The sequence below is a fragment of the Bacillus pretiosus genome, from assembly GCF_052947655.1.
In genome coordinates this window covers 5213864-5234459 of sequence record NZ_CM129593.1, presented here as the reverse complement: position 1 = coordinate 5234459, position 20596 = coordinate 5213864, and the positions used below count along the sequence as shown (strand labels likewise).

19 protein-coding genes are annotated in these 20596 nt (G+C 34.4%); 15 read left to right on the top strand and 4 right to left on the bottom strand.

The annotated features are described in order from the left end of the window. The 8 genes from walK (at window position 1) to ACU8YW_RS27015 (ending at window position 7833) form a co-directional block, all read left to right on the top strand. Window positions 1-1842, top strand: a complete 1842-nt coding sequence (walK, locus tag ACU8YW_RS27050; RefSeq protein WP_048542845.1) for a cell wall metabolism sensor histidine kinase WalK — start codon at window positions 1-3, stop codon at window positions 1840-1842. Continuing rightward, on the top strand, window positions 1839-3155 hold the full coding sequence (locus ACU8YW_RS27045) for a YycH family regulatory protein (RefSeq protein WP_426934424.1): 1317 nt from the start codon (window positions 1839-1841) through the stop codon (window positions 3153-3155). Before walK ends, ACU8YW_RS27045 begins: the two co-directional genes overlap by 4 nt. After that, window positions 3136-3978, top strand: a complete 843-nt coding sequence (locus tag ACU8YW_RS27040) for a two-component system regulatory protein YycI (RefSeq protein WP_426934425.1) — start codon at window positions 3136-3138, stop codon at window positions 3976-3978. The genes ACU8YW_RS27045 and ACU8YW_RS27040 overlap by 20 nt, the downstream gene beginning before the upstream one ends. Continuing rightward, window positions 3962-4756, top strand: coding sequence for an exodeoxyribonuclease YycJ (yycJ, locus tag ACU8YW_RS27035; protein WP_000522836.1), 795 nt, complete (start codon window positions 3962-3964; stop codon window positions 4754-4756). The genes ACU8YW_RS27040 and yycJ overlap by 17 nt, the downstream gene beginning before the upstream one ends. Window positions 4757-4819: 63 nt before the next feature. Next, window positions 4820-5995: a S1C family serine protease gene (locus ACU8YW_RS27030; protein ID WP_199695225.1), complete on the top strand. Its 1176-nt coding sequence runs from the start codon at window positions 4820-4822 to the stop codon at window positions 5993-5995. A gap of 53 nt (window positions 5996-6048) precedes the next feature. Next, complete coding sequence (locus ACU8YW_RS27025) at window positions 6049-6234, top strand: CxxH/CxxC protein (RefSeq protein ID WP_001052827.1); 186 nt, start codon at window positions 6049-6051, stop codon at window positions 6232-6234. 59 nt (window positions 6235-6293) lie between these two features. After that, window positions 6294-6773 (top strand): 23S rRNA (pseudouridine(1915)-N(3))-methyltransferase RlmH, encoded by a 480-nt coding sequence (gene rlmH / locus ACU8YW_RS27020; protein WP_001027003.1) that lies wholly within the window; start codon window positions 6294-6296, stop codon window positions 6771-6773. A gap of 181 nt (window positions 6774-6954) precedes the next feature. After that, the gene (locus tag ACU8YW_RS27015) at window positions 6955-7833 is read left to right on the top strand and encodes a radical SAM/SPASM domain-containing protein (RefSeq protein WP_000713629.1); all 879 of its coding nucleotides are present in this window, start codon (window positions 6955-6957) and stop codon (window positions 7831-7833) included. Between the two features lie 36 nt (window positions 7834-7869). Here ACU8YW_RS27015 and pepF read toward each other — a convergent pair whose 3' ends face one another. Continuing rightward, on the bottom strand, window positions 7870-9687 hold the full coding sequence (gene pepF, locus ACU8YW_RS27010) for an oligoendopeptidase F (protein ID WP_097890078.1): 1818 nt from the start codon (window positions 9685-9687) through the stop codon (window positions 7870-7872). Window positions 9688-9823: 136 nt separating this feature from the next. Continuing rightward, entirely contained in the window at window positions 9824-10807 is a 984-nt protein-coding gene (gene guaC, locus ACU8YW_RS27005; protein ID WP_000432444.1) for a GMP reductase, read from the bottom strand. A 240-nt stretch (window positions 10808-11047) separates the two neighbouring features. On the opposite strand from guaC, the gene ACU8YW_RS27000 reads away from it, so the two are divergent. Continuing rightward, the gene (locus tag ACU8YW_RS27000) at window positions 11048-12079 is read left to right on the top strand and encodes an acyltransferase (RefSeq protein ID WP_087981859.1); all 1032 of its coding nucleotides are present in this window, start codon (window positions 11048-11050) and stop codon (window positions 12077-12079) included. Window positions 12080-12266: 187 nt separating this feature from the next. Further along, window positions 12267-13712, top strand: coding sequence for an ATP-dependent RNA helicase DbpA (dbpA, locus tag ACU8YW_RS26995; RefSeq protein ID WP_097890079.1), 1446 nt, complete (start codon window positions 12267-12269; stop codon window positions 13710-13712). A gap of 42 nt (window positions 13713-13754) precedes the next feature. Here the strand turns inward: dbpA and ACU8YW_RS26990 are convergent, their stop codons facing one another. Further along, a complete protein-coding gene (locus ACU8YW_RS26990) occupies window positions 13755-14315 on the bottom strand; it encodes a DUF1836 domain-containing protein (RefSeq protein WP_088065081.1) in 561 nt (186 codons plus the stop codon). Between the two features lie 164 nt (window positions 14316-14479). On the opposite strand from ACU8YW_RS26990, the gene trhA reads away from it, so the two are divergent. The 4 genes from trhA to ACU8YW_RS26970 all read left to right on the top strand — a co-directional run bounded on the left by trhA (window position 14480) and on the right by ACU8YW_RS26970 (window position 18415). Then, the gene (trhA, locus tag ACU8YW_RS26985; protein WP_000995376.1) at window positions 14480-15127 is read left to right on the top strand and encodes a PAQR family membrane homeostasis protein TrhA; all 648 of its coding nucleotides are present in this window, start codon (window positions 14480-14482) and stop codon (window positions 15125-15127) included. A 224-nt stretch (window positions 15128-15351) separates the two neighbouring features. Further along, window positions 15352-16368, top strand: coding sequence for a UDP-glucose 4-epimerase GalE (gene galE / locus ACU8YW_RS26980; protein ID WP_426934426.1), 1017 nt, complete (start codon window positions 15352-15354; stop codon window positions 16366-16368). A gap of 469 nt (window positions 16369-16837) precedes the next feature. After that, a complete protein-coding gene (locus ACU8YW_RS26975; RefSeq protein ID WP_000542569.1) occupies window positions 16838-17428 on the top strand; it encodes an AmiS/UreI family transporter in 591 nt (196 codons plus the stop codon). Window positions 17429-17527: 99 nt separating this feature from the next. Beyond that, entirely contained in the window at window positions 17528-18415 is an 888-nt protein-coding gene (locus ACU8YW_RS26970; protein ID WP_142287457.1) for an NAD-dependent epimerase/dehydratase family protein, read from the top strand. An 88-nt stretch (window positions 18416-18503) separates the two neighbouring features. On the opposite strand, the gene sodA is transcribed toward ACU8YW_RS26970, so the two are convergent. Then, window positions 18504-19130, bottom strand: a complete 627-nt coding sequence (sodA, locus tag ACU8YW_RS26965; RefSeq protein ID WP_088065080.1) for a superoxide dismutase [Mn] — start codon at window positions 19128-19130, stop codon at window positions 18504-18506. Window positions 19131-19347: 217 nt separating this feature from the next. On the opposite strand from sodA, the gene ACU8YW_RS26960 reads away from it, so the two are divergent. Next, complete coding sequence (locus ACU8YW_RS26960) at window positions 19348-20418, top strand: nitric oxide synthase oxygenase (RefSeq protein ID WP_088065079.1); 1071 nt, start codon at window positions 19348-19350, stop codon at window positions 20416-20418. Window positions 20419-20596 lie beyond the last annotated feature (178 nt).

Here is a 20596-nt window from a genome sequence, read left to right as displayed (position 1 = left end):
ATGAAGAAAGTTGGTTTTTTTCAATCTATTCATTTAAAATTTGTACTCATATATATGCTATTAATATTGATAGCTATGCAAGTTATTGGGGTATATTTTGTAAGAGAGTTAGAAAAGAGTCTTGTACAAGGCTTTAGAGATTCTTTAACGCAGCAAACGAACTTATTATCATATAACTTGAAACAAGAGTTTAAAAAAAGTTATACAAAGGCAGAAACAGAATCAACAGATGAAACGATTAAAACTTCAATTCGAAAATTTGCCTCTGATCGAAAGAAAGATATCCAAGAGGTAAGTGTATTTGATTCGCATAGAAAGTTACTCGCTATTTCAGATGAGTCAAAGCAAAACAAGGTAAATAGAACATCAACCGATATAGCTGTTCAACGGGTATTGGTACAAAAAAAGCCAGAAGTGAAAATTGAGAAGGATGGTCGTACAGGCCATCGTGTACAAGTTATGCTTACTCCTATTCTAGATGATAACGGCAAGGATGCACTTGGTGTTATTTACATTGTTGCATCTATGGAAGATGTTTATAAACAGATGAAGGATATTAATCAAATTTTTGCGACTGGAACCGTTATTGCATTACTCGTAACAGCTGTACTTGGAATTTTGTTAGCTCAAACGATTACGAGACCAATCTCAGATATGCGAAGACAAGCGATTGAAATGGCAAAAGGAAACTATTCAAGAAAAGTAAAAGTGCATAGCCATGATGAAATAGGACAATTAGCATTATCTTTCAATAATTTATCAAAAAAATTACAACAAGCTCGTTCTTCAACGGAAAGTGAAAGACGTAAATTATCATCTGTTTTATCACATATGACAGATGGAGTAATTGCTACTGACCGAAAAGGAGACATTATTTTATTAAATGATCCTGCGGAAAAGATGCTAAATGTTTCGCGTGAAACGGCGCTCGATCAATCTGTTTTAGAAGTATTAGGGATACAAGAAGAATTTACGCTCGATCATTTATACGAAGAGCCTGATTCCGTTTTATTAGATTTTAGTACGAGAAATGAGCCATATATTTTACGTGCTAGTTTCTCTGTTATTCAAAAAGAGACAGGGAAAGCAAATGGTTTAATTGCCGTATTATATGATGTAACTGAGCAGGAGCGTATAGAAAGGGAACGCCGTGAGTTTGTGGCAAACGTTTCCCATGAATTAAGAACGCCATTAACAACGATGCGCAGTTACTTAGAGGCACTTACGGACGGCGCGTGGCAAGATCCGAATATTGCACCGCAATTTTTAACAGTTACACAAGAAGAAACAGAAAGAATGATTAGACTTGTAAATGCGTTATTGCAACTTTCTAAACTCGATAGTACAGAACATCGTTTAATGAAAGAATGGGTCGACTTTACTGACTTCTTTAATAACATTATTGATCGTTTTGAAATGTCTAAAGAGCAAAACGTAAGTTTCAAACGATCTTTCTCTAAGAAATCCCGATTTATTGATATGGATACGGATAAAATTACGCAAGTTTTGTATAACATTATTTCGAATGCATTAAAGTATTCACCAGAAGGTGGAACAGTAACATATCGCTTACGTGATCGTGGGGAATTATTAGAGGTTAGTGTAAGTGACCAAGGAATGGGTATTCCCAAAGAAAACGTCGATAAAATCTTTGAACGTTTTTACCGCGTAGATAAAGCACGTTCAAGACAAATGGGTGGTACAGGACTTGGATTAGCAATTGCAAAAGAAATGATTGAGGCACATGGTGGCTCGATTTGGGCGAAGAGTGAGGAAGGAAAAGGGACAACTATTTACTTCACATTGCCAATGGCAGCAGATGAAGAGGACGATTGGGAATGAGTATGGAAAATGTTAAAACGATAGTTTTAATTAATTTAGTTGTAATTAGCCTATTTCTTACTTTTAACTTATGGACGTATGTTCCAGATTCCACGTCTATGCAAAATGCAAAATTTGTGCAGGGGAATGAAGGAATTACTCAAACTAAAATCGCTGATGTTGTCCGCCCTACTTCTATCATCGTGCATAAAGATAAAAATCATTATGGGAGCAAAAGAGAGGGAGATATAGAATCAATCTATAAACCTTTGGAAGCAGGGGAATTACATGATTTCAAAGAGATATCGATTGCTAAGGCTGATTTCCTTTCTTATGTGCATGGTGAAGGGAAAATTGAACTTGTTTTTCCTACCAACATCCCGTTTGATGCAGTTAAATCTATGTTTAATATGAAAGAAAAAAGTATAAATAAGCCTAAATATTTTAATCGAATTATTCTTGATCCTTCTAGAAGTAGGGATCAAGAAATTAAAATTAATTTTGTTTCTGATGGTGATAACTCTAGAATATATGAAGCAAAATTAAGTGGTGTGTATTTAAAAGATATTGTAAATGCACAAAATCAATTTATAGTATCGGCAAAACCTTATTTTGACTATCAAATTAATGATATGAAAAAGCTATTTTTACCAGATGGAACGACAGAATTAAGTAATATAACATATATTTCATCTAATTTAGCGGTTGATACATTTAAGAATGCTCTTTTTAGTGACCCACGTTATTTAAGCCCTATTACCGAGAAATCGAAAGAAACATTTACGGATGGTATTAGGTCCATGGAGATTGAAAACGATCATCATATGCTAAAGTATAAAAATTCTTCTGTTTCAAGTGAGAAAACGACAGATAATTTAATGCTTTTACAAAAAAGCTTTGATTTTGTAAATGGTCACAGTGGGAGTTTGGATTCATATCGTTTGGATTATATGAATAAAGGACAGACGGTATTCCGTTTACATGAAGATGGATATTCCGTATTCAATACAGATGGATTAGCTGAATTGAGACAAGTATGGGGATCAGAAGAAGTAATGGAATATGAAAGACCGTTGTTGTCTTTAAATACGAAAGGTATAGAACAGAAGGTTACTCTTCCATCAGGTCATGTTGTAATAGCATCTTTAGAAAATAATGCCGCGGTAGATAAAAGATTCATTAAAGACATTGGTATTGGATACAAATTATCACTAGATGGGCAAGTAGCTCGACTACAGCCAATTTGGTATGTAAAGTTTGTTGAAGATGAAGCGGGTAAACAAAAAATATATGAGTGGAGTGAGGGAGGACTAAATGGATTGGGATCGGATTAAAACCATATTTATTGTGACCTTTTTTGTTTTGGACCTCTTTCTCGTTTTTCAATTCATTCAAAAGCAAGATAGTAATCAATTGGAGCTTATTGCAGAAACAAAGATAGATCAAGAATTAAAAGCAAATAAAATTACTATGGGTAATTTCCCTAAAGAACCGAAAAAAGAATCATTTATTAGGGCGGAAAACAAGGCGTTTAAAGAAGAAGATGTACAGTCTTTAAAGAATCAAACGGCGCATATACAAAATATGTACAGGATAGAAAGTAAGCTAAAAGAGCCCTTTTTAAATACAAAATCATTATCCAAAGATAAGTATAGTGATTTTTTGAAGAACTATGTATTGGATGGACAAAAGTATGAGTTTGGGGCGATGAAAGACTCTAAAATTTACTTCTTCCAAAAATATAAAGATAAGCCTATTTTCTATAACGATCAGGCAATGATTGTTGTGGAATTAAATGAAAAAAATGAACTCGTGTCGTACACGCAGACGATGCTAACTGATTTAAAAGAAATGGGCGAAAGTGAAAAAACGAAACAGCAAGAAATTATTACTGCTCAAACAGCTTTAGAAAATCTGTATTTAAAAAATAAAGTTCATGGGAATACACATGTAAAAGAAGCACAAATTGGTTATGCCACCCTTACCGCATCTACTTCTAATAACCAAGTACTCGCTCCAACATGGAATTTAAAAACGGAGCAGAAGCAGGACTTCTTTGTAAATGCAATCGAAGGACAAGTTATGGAATTAGGGGAAAGGGAAAATCAAGTGGTTGATGAACATACTGGAGTGAGAAAGAATGGGGTTGCATTTTAGCGTACTTGCAAGTGGAAGTACAGGGAATATGCTATATGTAGGAACAGATGAAAAAAAATTACTCGTCGATGCAGGTTTAAGTGGTAAAGCAACAGAGGCTTTATTTAAACAGGCAGAACTAAATATAAATGATGTATCAGGTATTCTTGTAACACATGAACATAGTGACCATATTAAAGGGTTAGGTGTATTGGCACGTAAATATGATTTACCTGTTTATGCAAATGAGAAAACATGGAATGCAATGGAACATTTAATAGGAAATATCCCAACTGAGCAAAAGTTTATTTTCTCAGTTGGGGATGTGAAAACATTCGGTGATATTGAGGTCGAGTCATTTGGGGTTTCTCATGATGCGGCAGAGCCGATGTTCTATGCTTTTCATAACAATAATAGAAAGTTAGCCCTTATTACAGATACGGGATACGTGAGTGACCGTATGAAAGGTGTTATTAAGGGTGCTAATGCTTTCGTGTTTGAAAGTAATCATGACGTGGAAATGCTTCGTATGGGACGTTATCCATGGAGTATTAAGCGACGTATTTTAAGTGATGTGGGTCACGTTTGTAATGAGGACGCTGCATTAGCGATGGCGGATGTAATTACAGATGAGACAAAACATATTTATTTAGCTCATTTAAGTTTAGATAATAACATGAAAGAGCTCGCACGTATGTCAGTATCACAAGTATTAGAGGAAAAAGGATTTGGAGTGGGAGAAGCCTTTGAAATTCACGATACAGATCCGAAAATGCCTACAAAAATTCAATACGTATAATTCTTCATTTTAGTAAACAATAAAGGTGAATATAGTTGTTTTCAGGAAGATGGGTGAACAAATATGTCCTTTATTGATGAAGAAAATTATCGTATGAAACGTGCAAGAAAAAAGAAGCATAAAGGTATTGTTATTTCTAGTATAGCAGGAACAATTGTAGGAGCTTCGTTATTTGCATTTGGAGCTCCTTTATTTGCGAATGATGCGGGCGCGCTTCCGCAAGCTGAAGCAAGTGGAAGTAATATGGCCGAAGCTCAAGGAATTAAACAGATTAGCTTTGTTGATGCTGTTGATCGTGCGTCTGAAGCTGTTGTTGGCGTTATTAATATTCAACGAGATAATTTTTCAGAGGCAGATTCAGAAGCTGGTACAGGATCGGGTGTAATTTATAAAAAATCAGATGGCCAAGCTTATATTGTAACGAATAATCATGTTGTTGCTGGAGCAAATCGTATTGAAGTAAGCTTAAGTGATGGTAAGAAGGTTCCGGGAAAAGTATTAGGAACGGATGTAGTCACAGATTTGGCTGTACTAGAAATAGATGCAAAGCATGTGAAAAAAATAATTGAGATTGGCGATTCTAATACTGTTCGTAGAGGAGAACCGGTCATTGCGATTGGAAACCCACTTGGGTTGCAATTTTCAGGAACCGTTACACAAGGCATTATTTCAGCTAAGGAACGTATTGTTCCTGTAGATTTGGATCAAGATGGACATTACGATTGGCAAGTAGAAGTATTGCAAACAGACGCAGCAATTAATCCAGGTAATAGTGGTGGTGCGCTTGTAAATGCGGCAGGTCAATTAATTGGCATTAACTCAATGAAAATTGCAGCAAAAGAAGTAGAAGGAATTGGACTAGCTATTCCAGTTACTAGAGCTGTTCCAATTATGAATGAATTAGAGAAGTATGGAAAAGTAAGGAGACCGTATGTTGGAATTGAACTTAGATCGTTAAATGAGATTCCAAATTACCATTGGTCAAAAACATTGCATTTACCAAGCAATGTAACAGAGGGAGTTTGCATTTTAGATGTGAAAAGTCCTTCGCCAGGTGTAGATGCTGGTTTACGAGAACACGATGTGATTGTAGCAGTAGATGGAAAACCGGTTCGCGATATTATTGGATTCCGTACGGCCTTATATGATAAAAAAATTAATGATAAAATGACTCTTACGTTTTATCGTGGTACAAAACGAGCAACAACAACGGTTAAACTAGGCATTCAAAAGTATTAAAAACAGGAGGGCCTACCTCCTGTTTTCTATTGTAGAAAAGTGAGGTGAAGAATATGAATTTACCTTGTTGTTTAGAACATGTTGAATTAGCTTTAGATATTATTGTGGATGAGTGTGAAGTTGCACCGGTTATCAACAATGTGGATAACTCAGAAAAAGAGAAAAAAACATGTGAATTTTGTCAAAACGAGGCGACATATGTTGTATCGAACACAGATTCTCACACAATATGTGGGTAACAATTGTGGATATGTGGATAAGTTATGTGGATAACATGTTTGTAAGGTGGGGAATGAGTGTGAATATCTCGATTATTTCAATTGGGAAATTAAAAGAAAAATATTTAAAACAAGGTATAGCAGAATACTTAAAACGATTATCTGCATACGCAAAAGTAGAAGTAATTGAATTGCCAGATGAAAAGGCGCCAGAAAATTTAAGTGAAGCAGAAATGTTAATTGTAAAAGAAAAAGAAGGTATACGTATACTGGATAAAATTTCTGACGATACGCATGTCATTGCGTTAGCAATAGAAGGAAAACAAAAATCATCAGAAGAATTTGCAGTAAGCTTAGATCGTCTTGCTACATATGGAAAGAGTAAAGTTGCATTTGTAATAGGTGGATCACTTGGACTAAGTTCAGAAGTAATGAAGCGTTCAAACGAATCTCTTTCTTTTTCAAAGATGACATTACCACACCAATTAATGCGATTAGTATTGCTTGAGCAAGTGTATAGAGCGTTTCGTATTAATCGTGGGGAACCGTATCATAAATAAAATTACTTTTTGTATATAAAAAGAGTAAAAAAGACCATTGGGCAAAAACCACCGATGGTCTTTTAAATATTAATAGGTAGTACGAAGGTTTCCTAAAATAAGTATGTTTCTATTTATAAAAAAGTGTGTTGTAATATGAAGAGGAAAAAGTATAAGTAGTCATAGAAGTGAGGAATTAAAGGTGAAGAAGTTTAAAAAGTTTTACTTGGAGATTACGAGTGTATGTAATCTTGCGTGCAGCTTTTGTCCGCCGACGGAAAGGCAGAAGCAATTCATTTCTGTGGAGGATTTTGCTAAAAGATTAGACCAAATTAAACCTCACACAGACTACATTTATTTGCACGTGAAGGGTGAGCCATTGCTCCATCCAAAAATAGATCAACTGTTAGATTTGAGCCATGAAAAAGGGTTTAAAGTTAATATTACAACGAACGGAACGTTAATTAATAAGAGAAGGCATAGACTGTTAAATAAGCCTGCTTTAAGACAAATGAATTTTTCACTGCACAGTTTTGATGGGCATCCAGGTTCGCAAGATAAAGAAGGTTATGTAAGGAGTATACTTTCCTTCATTAGAGAGGCGACAAGTCAATCGGATTTAATTGTTTCACTACGGTTATGGAATTTAACTCAGGATAATAAAACAAATGCTGAAATCCAGAAAAATAGAGATTTATTATCCATCATTGAAAATGAGTTTGGTCTCTCTTATCAAATCGAAGAGAAGCTTACACCAGGAAAAGGTATAAAAATTGCAGAACGCGTCTTTATTAATCAAGACTATGAATTCCAGTGGCCAGCATTACATGAAGAAGAGGATGATGGAAAAGGATTCTGTCATGGTCTTCGAAATCAAGCGGGTATTTTAGCGAACGGAACGGTTATTCCTTGCTGTTTAGATGGTGAAGGGATTATTAACCTTGGGAATATTAATAATGACTCATTTTCTAATATTATAGAAGGTGAAAGAGCAACAAACATTGTCGATGGATTTTCGAAAAGAGTTGCAGTCGAAGAGCTATGCAGGAAATGTGGATACCGTAAAAGATTTGGAAAATAAATATGAAAAAAGCCCTCATAAAGTGAGGGCTTTTTTTTATTCTTGATAAGAACGTTCCAATTCATCAATTAAGGAACCGACGTAAGAAACAGCCCTGCGGATTGCATCTGGTTTTGACATATCTACTCCGGCATGCTTCATTAATTCAAGTGGTTTCATCGTACCACCAGCGCGAAGTACATCTAACCAGCGATCAACGGCAGGTTGCCCTTCCTCTTTAATCATTTGGGCTACCGCAGTAGATGCAGTGAGGCCTGCGGAATAGGTGTAAGAATATAAGCCCATATAATAATGAGGTTGGCGCATCCAAGTTAAGCCAGCACCTTCGTCAATTTCTACAGAATTTCCCCAGAATGTCGAAAGTACATTTGTTTTTATTTCAGTTAAAGTTGTAGCTGTAAGTGCTTCTCCTTCTTCTGCTAGGGTATATACTCTTCTTTGATATTCTCCCTCAAGTAAGTGAGTAACAAAGTTATGATAATATGTGCCAAGTAGTTGCAGAATCACCCATCTGCGCATTCTCTTGTCGTCAGTAGTCGCTAATAAATGCTGGGCTAATAGTAATTCATTCATTGTAGATGGTGCTTCAACAAAGTACATAGATGGACGTACATTCATAATACGCTGGTTTTTATTTGCTAAATAAAAATGACCAGCATGGCCAAATTCATGTGCTAATGTGAAGCATCCACGCATCGTATTTTGCCATGTAATTAAAATGTATGGATGAGAACCATATGGGCTTGAACAAAATGCTCCGGTGGATTTGCCTACGTTATCTGCAAGATCAACCCATCTTTCTTTGAATCCTTTTTCGATAATGGAACTATATTCATCGCCTAATACCTTTAAAGAATCTTGAATTAATTTACCAGCCTCCTTGTATGTGATGGTTGGATTAAATTCGGTATCTAAAGGTGCATGTAAGTCGCAGAACAGCATTTGATCGAGTCCTAATACTTTCTTTTTTAAATCTGCAAAACGGCGCATATGAGGCGCTAATTCTTTATAAATAATATCAAGTTGATTGTTATACATTTCAAGTGGAACTTTTTGAGGTTCTAAAAGCATATGAGTAACAGATTCAAATTTGCGTAAACGAGAGAGTGTTACTTGTTTTTTTACTTCAGTAGCATATGTTGTTGCCACTGTATTCTTATATCGTTTTAAGGTGGAAACAAATGATGAGTATGCTTTTCTACGTATGTCTACGCTTGGAGAGAACTCATATTTGCTTTCAAATAATGAAAATGATACAGGGAGTTCGTTTCCTTTTTCGTCTTGTATGGAGGTAAAATCCATATCGGCTAATTTAGTCATACCGTAAATTTTGTATGGAGAACTATGTACTTCGCCAAGTGCAGCAAGAGCTTCTTCTGTTTCAGGAGAGAGCGTGTGCGGCCTTTTTTGTAGGATGTCTAGTAATGATTTACGGAAAGGTTCGAGTTTTGTTTCTTCAGCTAAATATTTTTCAATTGTTCCTTCGTCGAATGAGAGGATTTCATTATGGATAAAGGACAGTGCAGTATGTACTTTCGTCCATAAAGCAGCAATTTTGGAAGAGTTCGCTTGAATAATTGGATTTGTACGATCAGTGGATTCTTTTAAATTTGCATATGAGTATAGTTTTGTTAACTCCATTAAAAGATCTTCTTCTAAAAGTAGGCAATGTAATAAGGTAGTGGGGCTAGTGTGTAATTGTCCTTTAAACGCATCAAGTTTTTTTATATCGTTTGTTAATACACGTAATGCAGTTTCCCACTCTTTATCAGATTCGTATAAATCAGAGAGGTCCCATGTTAGTTCAGTAGGGACTTCTGTGCGAATATGGCGTTTCTCAATTACATTTTTCATTTGTTATATCCCCCTTATTATAAGTATCTAAAAACAGGATACTAGAAAATTCAGTAAAATGAAAATAATTTACATTTCTATGTATGAAAAAGAAGGACAAGCATAAAAATGCTTGTCCTTCGAGTTAAATTTAAAATTAATATACTTTATCACCGTTGAAAATAGAGTTTTTCACGACTACATAATCTACAGTACGAATTGAGTCTAATTTTGTTCCGCCAGCGTAAGAGATAGAAGATTGAAGATCTTGTTCCATTTCGATTAAAGTATCTTCTAAAGAACCTTTATGCTCAACGAACATTTTCTTACCTTCAACGTTTTTCTTCTCACCTTTTTGGAATTCAGAAGCTGAACCGAAGTACTCTTTATAAAGTTTGCCGTCTTTTTCGATTGTTTCCCCTGGAGACTCTTCATGACCAGCGAATAGAGAACCGATCATAACCATAGTCGCCCCAAATCGAATAGATTTAGCTACGTCGCCGTGTGTACGAATACCACCGTCAGCGATAATTGGCTTACTTGCAGCTTTTGCACACCAGCGAAGTGCAGCTAGTTGCCAACCGCCAGTTCCAAAACCTGTTTTAATTTTAGTAATACAAACTTTACCAGGTCCAATACCAACTTTTGTTGCGTCAGCACCAGCGTTTTCTAATTCTCTTACCGCTTCTGGAGTCCCAACGTTTCCAGCGATAACGAAGCTTTCTGGTAAATGCTTCTTAATATGTTGAATCATGTTGATTACAGCATTAGAATGTCCGTGTGCAATATCAATCGTGATGTATTCAGGTGTAAGTTGCTCAGCAGCTAATTGTTGTACGAATTCATACTCGTCCTCTTTTACACCAACGCTAATAGAAGCGATTAATCCACGTGATTGCATATCTCTAATGAATGAGATACGTTTCTCTGGTTGGAAACGATGCATGATATAGAAGTAATTGTTTTCAGCTAAATAAGTTGCGATTCTTTCATCAATAATCGTTTGCATATTTGCAGGTACGACAGGTAATTTAAATTTATGTTTACCTAAAGTGACAGTTGTATCACATTCAGAGCGGCTGTTTACAATACATTTTGCAGGAATTAATTGAATATCTTCATAGTCGAATACGTTTTCCATCATTTACACCCCTAAAATACGAATATTTTATTCATTTTGTTTAAAAATGTTCGTCCAAAAGATAATTTACATTATTTTCACTCATAAGTCAAAGGTTTTCATGTTTATATTTAAAAATTAAGGTTTAGCTACGTATGTTGTAAGTTCATGTAATTAAAATGTGTTTAAACATAGTATTATTTGATGTAAAATTATGTTTGGGAAATAAAAGTTAAAGAGGTAAATTTAGGAGGGGTGCTAATGAAGCGCTTAGTATATATGGATTGGTTGCGTGTATTAGCAACGATCGCAGTGGTTACAATTCACGTTTCTGCTGGTTATGTTTCTATGTTAGATGCAAATAACGTATCACGCTGGATGGCTGGTAACTTGTTTGAATCGATTTCACGTGCGAGTGTTCCGATTTTTGTAATGATTAGTGGAGCGTTATTGTTAAAGGGTACAAAAGATATTTCAGTCGGGGAATTTTTACAGAAGCGTGCAAGTAAAGTAATTATACCTTTTGTAGCTTGGAGCGCTATATTTTATGCATATGGAGCATATGCAGGATATTTCCCGGCATCTTTAAAGCAAGGGATAAAGCACTTTTTAACGGATACTATTGGGGGACATTTATGGTTCTTATACATGATTGTAGGGATATATTTAATTACACCTCTACTGAAAATCTTTGTGAAGAACGCTAAAAAAAGAGAGATAGAATACTTTTTAATTTTATGGCTATATGCGTCTGTTGTAGTCAATTTAGTGAAATATTATTATCCTATCAACTTTAACATTGAATTATTTTACGTTACAAATTATGTAGGGTATTTCTTACTTGGTTATTATTTATCCAATTACGATATTTCGAAAAAATGGAGGAATATTTCTTACATTGGAGGACTTGTAGGATTTATTAGTACATTCTTTATTACATATTACTATACAGTAAAAGCAAATGGACAGTTAGAGCAGTTTTGGTATGGATATTTTGCGCCAGGTGTTGTACTGATGGCGATCGGATTATTTATATTTTTCAAATATGCATTCCAAAAGTCAGAAAGAGAATTACCATTGTTATTCCGTTTTATAAATCAAGCAAGCCTTGGAATCTATATTCTTCACTTCTTCTTATTAAATAACTTGTTGTACATGGTTTTCCCTAAGGTAAATGAGCGTGTACATGCAATATTGGCAATACCTATTAATGTAACGATTACAATTGTTCTTAGTCTGGTAATTACGTTAGTATTGCAAAGAATACCAGTTGTGAAAAAATTAGTTCCGTAAAAATGAATACAGTATAGATAGGGCAGACTTATTATTAAGGCTGCCTTTTCCTATTTTAAAATTATACTTAGATAAATTTAGGTTGAAACGAATTGAAAACAGTGGATTAATATAGTATCTTACTATAGTCTAAAGTGAGGTATGAAGAACATAATAGGTTAAATATAAAATCAAATGAGGTTAATATATGAGTAAAAAAAGCTTTAGTAATTATGCATTAAGTAAAGAAGTAAGACGAGCACTTACTGGTTTAGGATATGAGCATCCGACAGAAGTGCAAGGAGAGGTTATTCCAGTTGCATTGCAAAAGAAGGATCTTGTTGTAAAGTCGCAAACGGGAAGTGGAAAAACGGCTTCGTTCGGAATACCACTTTGTGAAATGGTAGAGTGGGAAGAGAATAAACCACAAGCATTAGTTTTAACACCAACGAGGGAACTTGCTGTTCAAGTGAAAGAAGATATTACGAATATAGGGCGATTCAAAAGAATTAAAGCTGCTGCAATTTATGGTAAATCTCCATTTGCACGTCAAAAATTAGAGTTAAAGCAAAAGACGCATATTGTAGTGGGGACCCCAGGACGTGTGTTGGATCATATTGAAAAAGGGACCCTTCCTTTAGATCGATTGAAATATTTAGTGATTGATGAAGCAGATGAAATGCTAAATATGGGCTTTATCGATCAAGTAGAGGCAATTATTGATGAATTACCTACAAAAAGAATGACAATGCTATTTTCAGCAACCCTACCGGAAGATATTGAAAAGTTATCCCGTACATATATGAATGCACCAACTCATATTGAAATTAAAGCAGCTGGGATTACAACAGATAAAATTGAACATACCCTTTTTGAAGTAAGGGAAGAAGAGAAGCTTTCACTTCTTAAGGATGTAACTATGATTGAAAATCCAGACAGTTGCATTATTTTTTGTCGTACACAAGAAAACGTAGACCATGTATATAGACAGCTAAAACGAGTTAATTATCCTTGTGACAAAATACACGGTGGTATGGTGCAGGAAGATCGTTTTGAAGTTATGGATGATTTTAGAAAAGGAAAGTTCCGTTATTTAGTAGCAACTGATGTAGCTGCGAGAGGAATTGATATTGATAATATTACACATGTTATTAATTACGATATTCCATTAGAAAAAGAAAGCTATGTACACCGTACTGGAAGGACGGGACGAGCTGGTAATAATGGAAAAGCTATTACATTTATAACGCCTTATGAAAATAGATTTTTAGAAGAGATTGAGGAATATATCGGATTTGAAATTCCAAAGGAACTGGCACCTTCAAAAGAAGAAGTTATAAAAGAGAAAGCAGTATTTGAAGAAAAAATATATGCTAAACCAATTATAAAGAAAGATAAAAATGCAGACCTAAACAAAGGAATTATGAAATTGTACTTTAATGGCGGAAAGAAAAAGAAAATTAGGGCGGTAGATTTCGTTGGTACAATTGCTAAAATTCAAGGTGTTTCTGCTGATGATATAGGTATTATTACAATACAAGATAATGTTTCGTATGTTGAAATATTAAACGGAAAAGGACCACTTGTTTTAAAGGTTATGAGAAATACAACGATAAAAGGTAAACAATTAAAAGTTCATGAGGCAATTAAGTAAACAAAAAAACTATCCACTATAATAGGTGGATAGTTTTTTTATTTAAGATTCTTTTAAATCATCAATCAACTTCTCAGCTAAGCGCCTATACATATTACTCATCGACACAAATGATGTTAGTAATAAAAATTTCTCTAGATTCGGATCTTCTAAGGAAGAAATTTCACTTACTTCTGAAACAAGATTATTTACGTCTTGTGTAAAGCTTTCGACGTTTTTTTCGGTAAGAGAAAGATAATCTTTATATAATGTATTTAATTCGAATGAATCATCGTTTAATAAGGATTCATTTATATTTTCTAAGGAGCTTTTTATGTCATTAATGGAAAGGGCTCCTTTTAATTGATAAATTAAGCTGATTAAAATCATATGCTCTTTTGAGTATTTTTTATTTTTGATTGGAATAAACAGTTTCCCTTTTGCGTAATTGTTAATCATTGTTTTTGTTAATACTTTTTCATCATCGGTTCTTGTTGTATCCGAATAAGTATTTTCAAATAATTGGACAACCTGGTCTACATACAAGTCGACATTTGGAATATCCTCAAGCGTAATGTTTTTTTCTAAATATAATGTTTCAAGCAGTTTATTTATATTTTCCACGTAGAACCCCTCACTTTTATAACTTAGTGGAGCATAATGTTTAGTTTATCTCTAAATATGGTATTACGAAACAAATGAATTGTAAATGTTGACCTCTAATAATAATACGTATATAATTACATGTAGTTATTGAAACTACATGTAATTATATGAGGGGTGTATATATGAATGCTTATGTAAGAGAACCAGTTAATGCTTTTACCCACTTGGGAGGAGCTGTATTATCATTTATTGCATTATTAGCTATGCTTGTAAAAGTTTCTATTAAGATGCCATCTTTTGCGGCAATTACAGCTGTTATTTTGTTTGGTATCGGAATGATGGTTCTGTATACAGCATCAGCTGTATATCATAGTGTTGTAGCCAGTGAACGTGTTATTTATTTCTTTCGGAAGCTTGATCACTCTATGATTTTTATATTGATTGCAGGTACATATGCACCATTTTGTTTAATTACATTACATTCCGCAAACGGTTTATTATTATTTTGTTTAGTTTATGCAACTGCCATTTGTGGTATTGTTTTTAAAATGTTTTGGTTTAGTTGCCCGAGATGGTTATCAACAGCAATTTATATTACAATGGGCTGGTTAATTGTTCTGTTCTTTGCACCGTTAGCTGCTAACTTAAGTGCAGGAGGTATCGTGCTTCTAGTGCTTGGAGGCATTCTTTATACAATCGGTGGATTTATTTATGGAACAAAGCCAAAATGGTTAGAGTTTAAACATATGGGGCATCATGAAATTTTTCACGTGTTCGTGTTATTGGGAAGCCTTGCCCACTTTTTAAGTGTATATTGCTACGTAATTTAACAAGATGAAATTTCCGAGTGATTTTTATTTTTTCTTGATTAATAAATAAAGATATAGACACATATGTATGTTAAAGAGTTGCATAACGTAAAGGTTATGCGGCTCTTTTTTATATAAATAATAATTCGAAATAAATATTCTAAATTATCAGTCTTTTGTGGTAGGATAGATTTGTATTGAGGTTATAAAATTTTATAATTAATAATAAGTGGGGGACTATATATATGGCGATACTTATAACAGGTGGAGCAGGATATATTGGTAGTCATACGTGTATAGAATTATTAAATAATAATTATAAAATTATAGTCGTAGATAATCTTTCAAATAGTTCAATCGAGTCCTTAAATCGAGTAAAAGAAATAACAGGAAAACAATTTGAATTTTATAAAGAAAGTGTTTTAAATCGTGAAAAAATGAATGAGATTTTTTTGGAAAATAATATTGAAGCGGTTATACATTTTGCTGGATTTAAAGCAGTGGGGGAATCGACTACAATTCCTCTAACATATTATTATAATAATATAATAAGTACAATCGTACTATGTGATGTGATGCAGAAACATCATGTTAAAAAGTTTATTTTTAGTTCATCTGCAACTGTATATGGAATTCCAAAAACGTCACCAATTACAGAAGAATTTCCACTAAGTGTGACAAATCCATATGGGCAAACAAAATTAATGATTGAGCAAATTATGCGTGATGTGGCAAAAGCTGATGATGAATGGAGTATTGCGTTACTTCGTTATTTCAATCCCTTCGGAGCACATAAAAGTGGTCGTATTGGAGAAGATCCAAATGGGATTCCGAATAATTTAATGCCATATGTAACGCAGGTGGCGGTAGGTAAATTAAAGGAACTAAATATATTCGGAAACGACTATCCAACAAAAGACGGGACAGGTGTCCGTGATTATATTCACGTTGTTGACCTTGCAAAAGGACATGTAAAGGCACTTGAGAAAGTACTTGAGACGAAAGGAATAGAGGCATATAATCTTGGCACAGGTAAAGGGTATAGTGTGTTAGAGATGATAAAGGCTTTTGAGGAGGTTTCAGGTAAAAAAATACCTTATAAAGTGATAGGGCGTCGTCCTGGTGATGTAGCAGTATGTTTTGCTGATGTATCTAAAGCGAAACGAGAATTAGGATGGGAAGCAAAATATGGGTTAGAAGAGATGTGTGTAGATTCTTGGAGATGGCAGGTAAATAATAAAAACGGCTATCAAATGATTTAAGGTAGTTAGTAAAGCATTCTCTTATTAATTTGTAGGATATTTTATGTATATAATAAATTGTTTTCTTTATTATGTTGCTTGAGGTCAGTAATATGTTCAATTTAGGAAAGAGAATGTAATAAAATATTACTGACCATAGCATTTGAATAGCAACCGGTTCTATTGAAAAGTATTCCAATACTTGTATCATTGTTAAAGTGCGTTTATAATCAAATAATCTTGTTAGCTTTTTGCTTGAATTACGTATTATTGAAAGCGTTTTTATTGCGTGATATATTTTGATTGACATCATTACTGTATAAAATGTATGAAAAGGGTTTTTCTATTGTTTTTTAAGGTAGGAAGTCTGACTTATTTTCGAAAAAACTTCGTATGTAGTTGTAAGTAAGAAGGAGAATAAGGAATAATATAATTTTTACAAGACGGGGAGGGTACAGTGTGAAAATGTAAGGTTTTCACATGAGGATATATGGGGTACGTAGGATTATTACTTTCGGGTGCAGCTTTATTTTTAAATAGTCTTGTTATATTAGGGAAAGCAGAGATGAAAAGTGCGGGTGTTTTTAATTTATTTGTGGGTGCACTACAAATTATTATTCCGTTCTATTTGATCATGATTTCTGACCAAAGTAATTGGACAGTGTATTCATATGCAGCTACTTTCTTATTTGGATTAACCTATTTATATGTAGGTGTTACCTTTATAAAAGGAATGGATAGTAGCGGTTTAGGTTGGTTTTGTATTTGGGTAGCAATTATTGCTTTATTCTATATGGTTGTTTCATTTGTTCAATTTCACGATGTTGTTAATGCATTAACGTGGTTTATGTGGGCATTACTTTGGTATTTATTCTTTGTATTAAATACACAAAAGAAGAATATCAATCAATATCTTGGAAGAATTGCCTTCGTACAATCATGGGTAACATTGACGTTGCCTTCACTCTTTTATTTTATGGGAGTATGGGGAGAGGGATTCGTATATGAACTATGGGTTTATGTATCCGTAATTTCTATTTTATACTTCTGTTATTGTATTTATAAATATCGAGTACGTTAATATATTTTCTGTAGAAAAGCATGGAATCGTTAAACGAATTCCATGCTTTTTCTATATTAGCATTTATAATAGAGAGGTAGTATTTTACAATTTATCAAAATGGGGATGATGAATTTGAAAAAAGTATTGGTGCTAGGGGGAACAAGATTTTTTGGTAAACATTTAGTAGAAGCACTTTTGCAAGCTGGACACGATGTAACAATTGCGACGAGAGGCATTACTGAAGATTCTTTTGGAAGTGTAGTAAACAGATTGATTGTAGATAGAGAAGACGAAAAACAACTAGCTGAGCGTCTAAAAGATAAAAGTTATGATATCGTATACGATAATTTATGCTATAGCTCGAATGCGGCGAAGATAGTATGTGGAGTGTTACGAGGAAAAACGAAGAAATACATTATGACATCTTCAATGGCTGTTTACGAGCCAGCACTAGGCTTATTAGAAGAGAACTTTAATCCGTACGAGTATGCCGTTACGTATGGTGGTAGGAAGGATTTTACTTATAGTGAAGGAAAGAGATTAGCCGAAGCGGTTTCATTTCAACAAGCAACATTCCCAGTTGTTGCAGTACGTTTTCCAGTTGTTATTGGAGAAAACGATTATACGAAAAGGTTACAATTTTACGTTGAACATATTGTGAAGCAAGAACCTGTCGCCGTGAATAATCTAGATGGAGAGTTATCATTTATACATGAAAAAGAAGCAGGAGAATTTTTAGCTTGGTGCGGGATGAAGGACATAGAAGGGCCAATTAATGCTTGTAGCAACGGGGTAGTTTCTACTCGAGAAGTTATTCATTTCATAGAAGAAAATACGGGAATAAAAGCACTCGTTCAAGAAGTAGGAGATAATGTAGCACCTTATAATGAAGTGATTAATTGTACATTACATAATGGAAAAGCTAGTGAATTAGGATTCCCGTTCCGAGAATTGAAAATAGAAATAGAACAAGTATTACGTTATTACATACATGCAATGAAATAATCATAAATCCCCCGGTGGCAATCCGGGGGATTCTGGAGGATTTCGACAATACTAATTGTACATTACCAAACTTACCTTATACGCACGACTAATGTTTTTGTGATCGCATTGCTTGTAAATACTTTTCATTTACCTGGTCCCAGTTCACTGTATGCCACCAGTTGGTAACAAATTCTGGACGCCGATTTTGATACTTTAAATAATAGGCATGTTCCCATACATCGATGACGAGTAATGGAATTTTACCTTCTTGCAAAGGTGTATCTTGATTGGGTGTACTCATAACGGAAAGTTCCTCACCGTCCAGAACAAGCCATCCATAGCCACTTCCAAAACGACTAATAGCTGCTTTGGAAAGTTGATCTTTTAAGTTGTCAAAGGTATTGAAATAATAATCAATTACTTTTGCAACGTCTCCATTAGGCTCACTGCCACCTCGCGGGCTCATTACTTCCCAAAAAAGACTATGACAATAGTGACCACCACCGTTATTTCTGACAGCTGTAACAATTTCTTTTGGTAAAGTTTCTAAATTACATAGTAACTCTTCTAAAGATTTATTATGTAATTCCGTATAGTTTTCTAAAGCGGCATTCAAGTTATTTACGTATGTCGCATGGTGCTTTCCATGATGAATAGAAAGCGTGTTGCTATCGATATATGGCTCTAGTTCATCATAGTCATATGAAAGCTTTGGCAATTGAAATGAAGACATAACATTCCCTCCTTTCTCATTAAAAAGTTGGTCTAGGTAAAAATAATTTACCTGAGTCAAAAATACACCTATTTTTTATACAAGTCAATAGTAATCTCTTTAATTTTCTGAAAAATATTACAATAAAAGTAACACTTCGACTTTCATTTGTGACTCTTATTCTTTTTGCTTATACTGTAAAGTAGTAACGTTTTGTTGAAATAGAAGGAGATCGTTTATGAGTAAAACGAAACAATTAATAGAGGAAGCGAGTCATTTTATTACGGTTTGCTATAAAGAGCTTAATAAAGAACAATTCATAGAAGAGAGAATAAAAGAAATTCAAGTTGAGATAGAGAAGACGGGGACGTATGAGCATACATTTGAAGAACTTGTTCATGGATCACGAATGGCATGGCGCAATAGTAATCGATGTATCGGAAGACTATTTTGGAGTAAGATGCACATATTAGATGCACGTGAAGTAAATGATGAGGAAGGTGTATACAACGCATTAATTCATCATATTAAATATGCAACGAACGATGGGAAAGTTAAACCGACAATTACAATTTTTAAGCAATATCAAGGTGAAGAAAATAATATACGAATTTATAATCACCAATTGATTCGGTATGCAGGGTATAAAACAGAAATGGGAGTGATTGGTGACTCTCATTCCACTGCGTTTACGGATTTTTGCCAGGAACTTGGCTGGCGAGGAGAAGGTACGAATTTCGATGTATTGCCACTTGTTTTTTCTGTCGATGGAAAAGAACCTGTATATAAAGAAATTCCAAAAAAAGAAGTGAAAGAGGTACCAATTGAACATCCAGAGTACCCAATCTCATCTTTAGGAGCAAAATGGTATGGGGTTCCAATGATTTCAGATATGCGCTTAGAAATTGGCGGTATTTCCTATACAGCCGCTCCGTTCAATGGATGGTATATGGGGACGGAGATTGGGGCTCGTAACTTAGCGGATCATGATCGTTATAATTTACTGCCGGCTGTTGCGGAGATGATGAAGCTCGATACATCGAGAAACGGTACGTTATGGAAAGACAAGGCGCTAATTGAATTAAACGTGGCTGTTTTACATTCTTTTAAAAAACAAGGAGTTAGTATTGTGGATCACCATACAGCTGCGCAACAATTTCAACAATTTGAGAAGCAGGAAGCGGCATGTGGACGGGTTGTAACAGGTAATTGGGTATGGCTCATTCCACCGTTGTCGCCAGCTACCACTCATATTTATCATAAACCGTATCCAAATGAAATTTTGAAGCCAAATTTCTTTCATAAATAATAGCTAGTATAGTTTTTTTATGCAAATTATAATTTTTTTTAATTACTGTTACGTAGCAAATGGAAGCCTTTACTCTCGGTTATTTTTGGAAGGAGCTTTTTGAACCAAGGAGTTCCTTATGTTATAATCAAATTTCTGTTTCGAAGACCTTATAGAAATATAAGGTCTTTTGTTTTGC

Coding starts and splice junctions, on each gene's coding strand:
- walK (WP_048542845.1), top strand. CDS start 1: ATGAAGAAAGTTGGTTTTTTTCAATCTATTCATTTAAAATTTGTACTC.
- ACU8YW_RS27045 (WP_426934424.1), top strand. CDS start 1,839: ATGAGTATGGAAAATGTTAAAACGATAGTTTTAATTAATTTAGTTGTA.
- ACU8YW_RS27040 (WP_426934425.1), top strand. CDS start 3,136: ATGGATTGGGATCGGATTAAAACCATATTTATTGTGACCTTTTTTGTT.
- yycJ (WP_000522836.1), top strand. CDS start 3,962: ATGGGGTTGCATTTTAGCGTACTTGCAAGTGGAAGTACAGGGAATATG.
- ACU8YW_RS27030 (WP_199695225.1), top strand. CDS start 4,820: ATGTCCTTTATTGATGAAGAAAATTATCGTATGAAACGTGCAAGAAAA.
- ACU8YW_RS27025 (WP_001052827.1), top strand. CDS start 6,049: ATGAATTTACCTTGTTGTTTAGAACATGTTGAATTAGCTTTAGATATT.
- pepF (WP_097890078.1), bottom strand. CDS start 9,687: ATGAAAAATGTAATTGAGAAACGCCATATTCGCACAGAAGTCCCTACT.
- guaC (WP_000432444.1), bottom strand. CDS start 10,807: ATGGAAAACGTATTCGACTATGAAGATATTCAATTAATTCCTGCAAAA.
- ACU8YW_RS27000 (WP_087981859.1), top strand. CDS start 11,048: ATGAAGCGCTTAGTATATATGGATTGGTTGCGTGTATTAGCAACGATC.
- dbpA (WP_097890079.1), top strand. CDS start 12,267: ATGAGTAAAAAAAGCTTTAGTAATTATGCATTAAGTAAAGAAGTAAGA.
- trhA (WP_000995376.1), top strand. CDS start 14,480: ATGAATGCTTATGTAAGAGAACCAGTTAATGCTTTTACCCACTTGGGA.
- galE (WP_426934426.1), top strand. CDS start 15,352: ATGGCGATACTTATAACAGGTGGAGCAGGATATATTGGTAGTCATACG.
- ACU8YW_RS26975 (WP_000542569.1), top strand. CDS start 16,838: ATGGGGTACGTAGGATTATTACTTTCGGGTGCAGCTTTATTTTTAAAT.
- ACU8YW_RS26970 (WP_142287457.1), top strand. CDS start 17,528: ATGGGGATGATGAATTTGAAAAAAGTATTGGTGCTAGGGGGAACAAGA.
- sodA (WP_088065080.1), bottom strand. CDS start 19,130: ATGTCTTCATTTCAATTGCCAAAGCTTTCATATGACTATGATGAACTA.
- ACU8YW_RS26960 (WP_088065079.1), top strand. CDS start 19,348: ATGAGTAAAACGAAACAATTAATAGAGGAAGCGAGTCATTTTATTACG.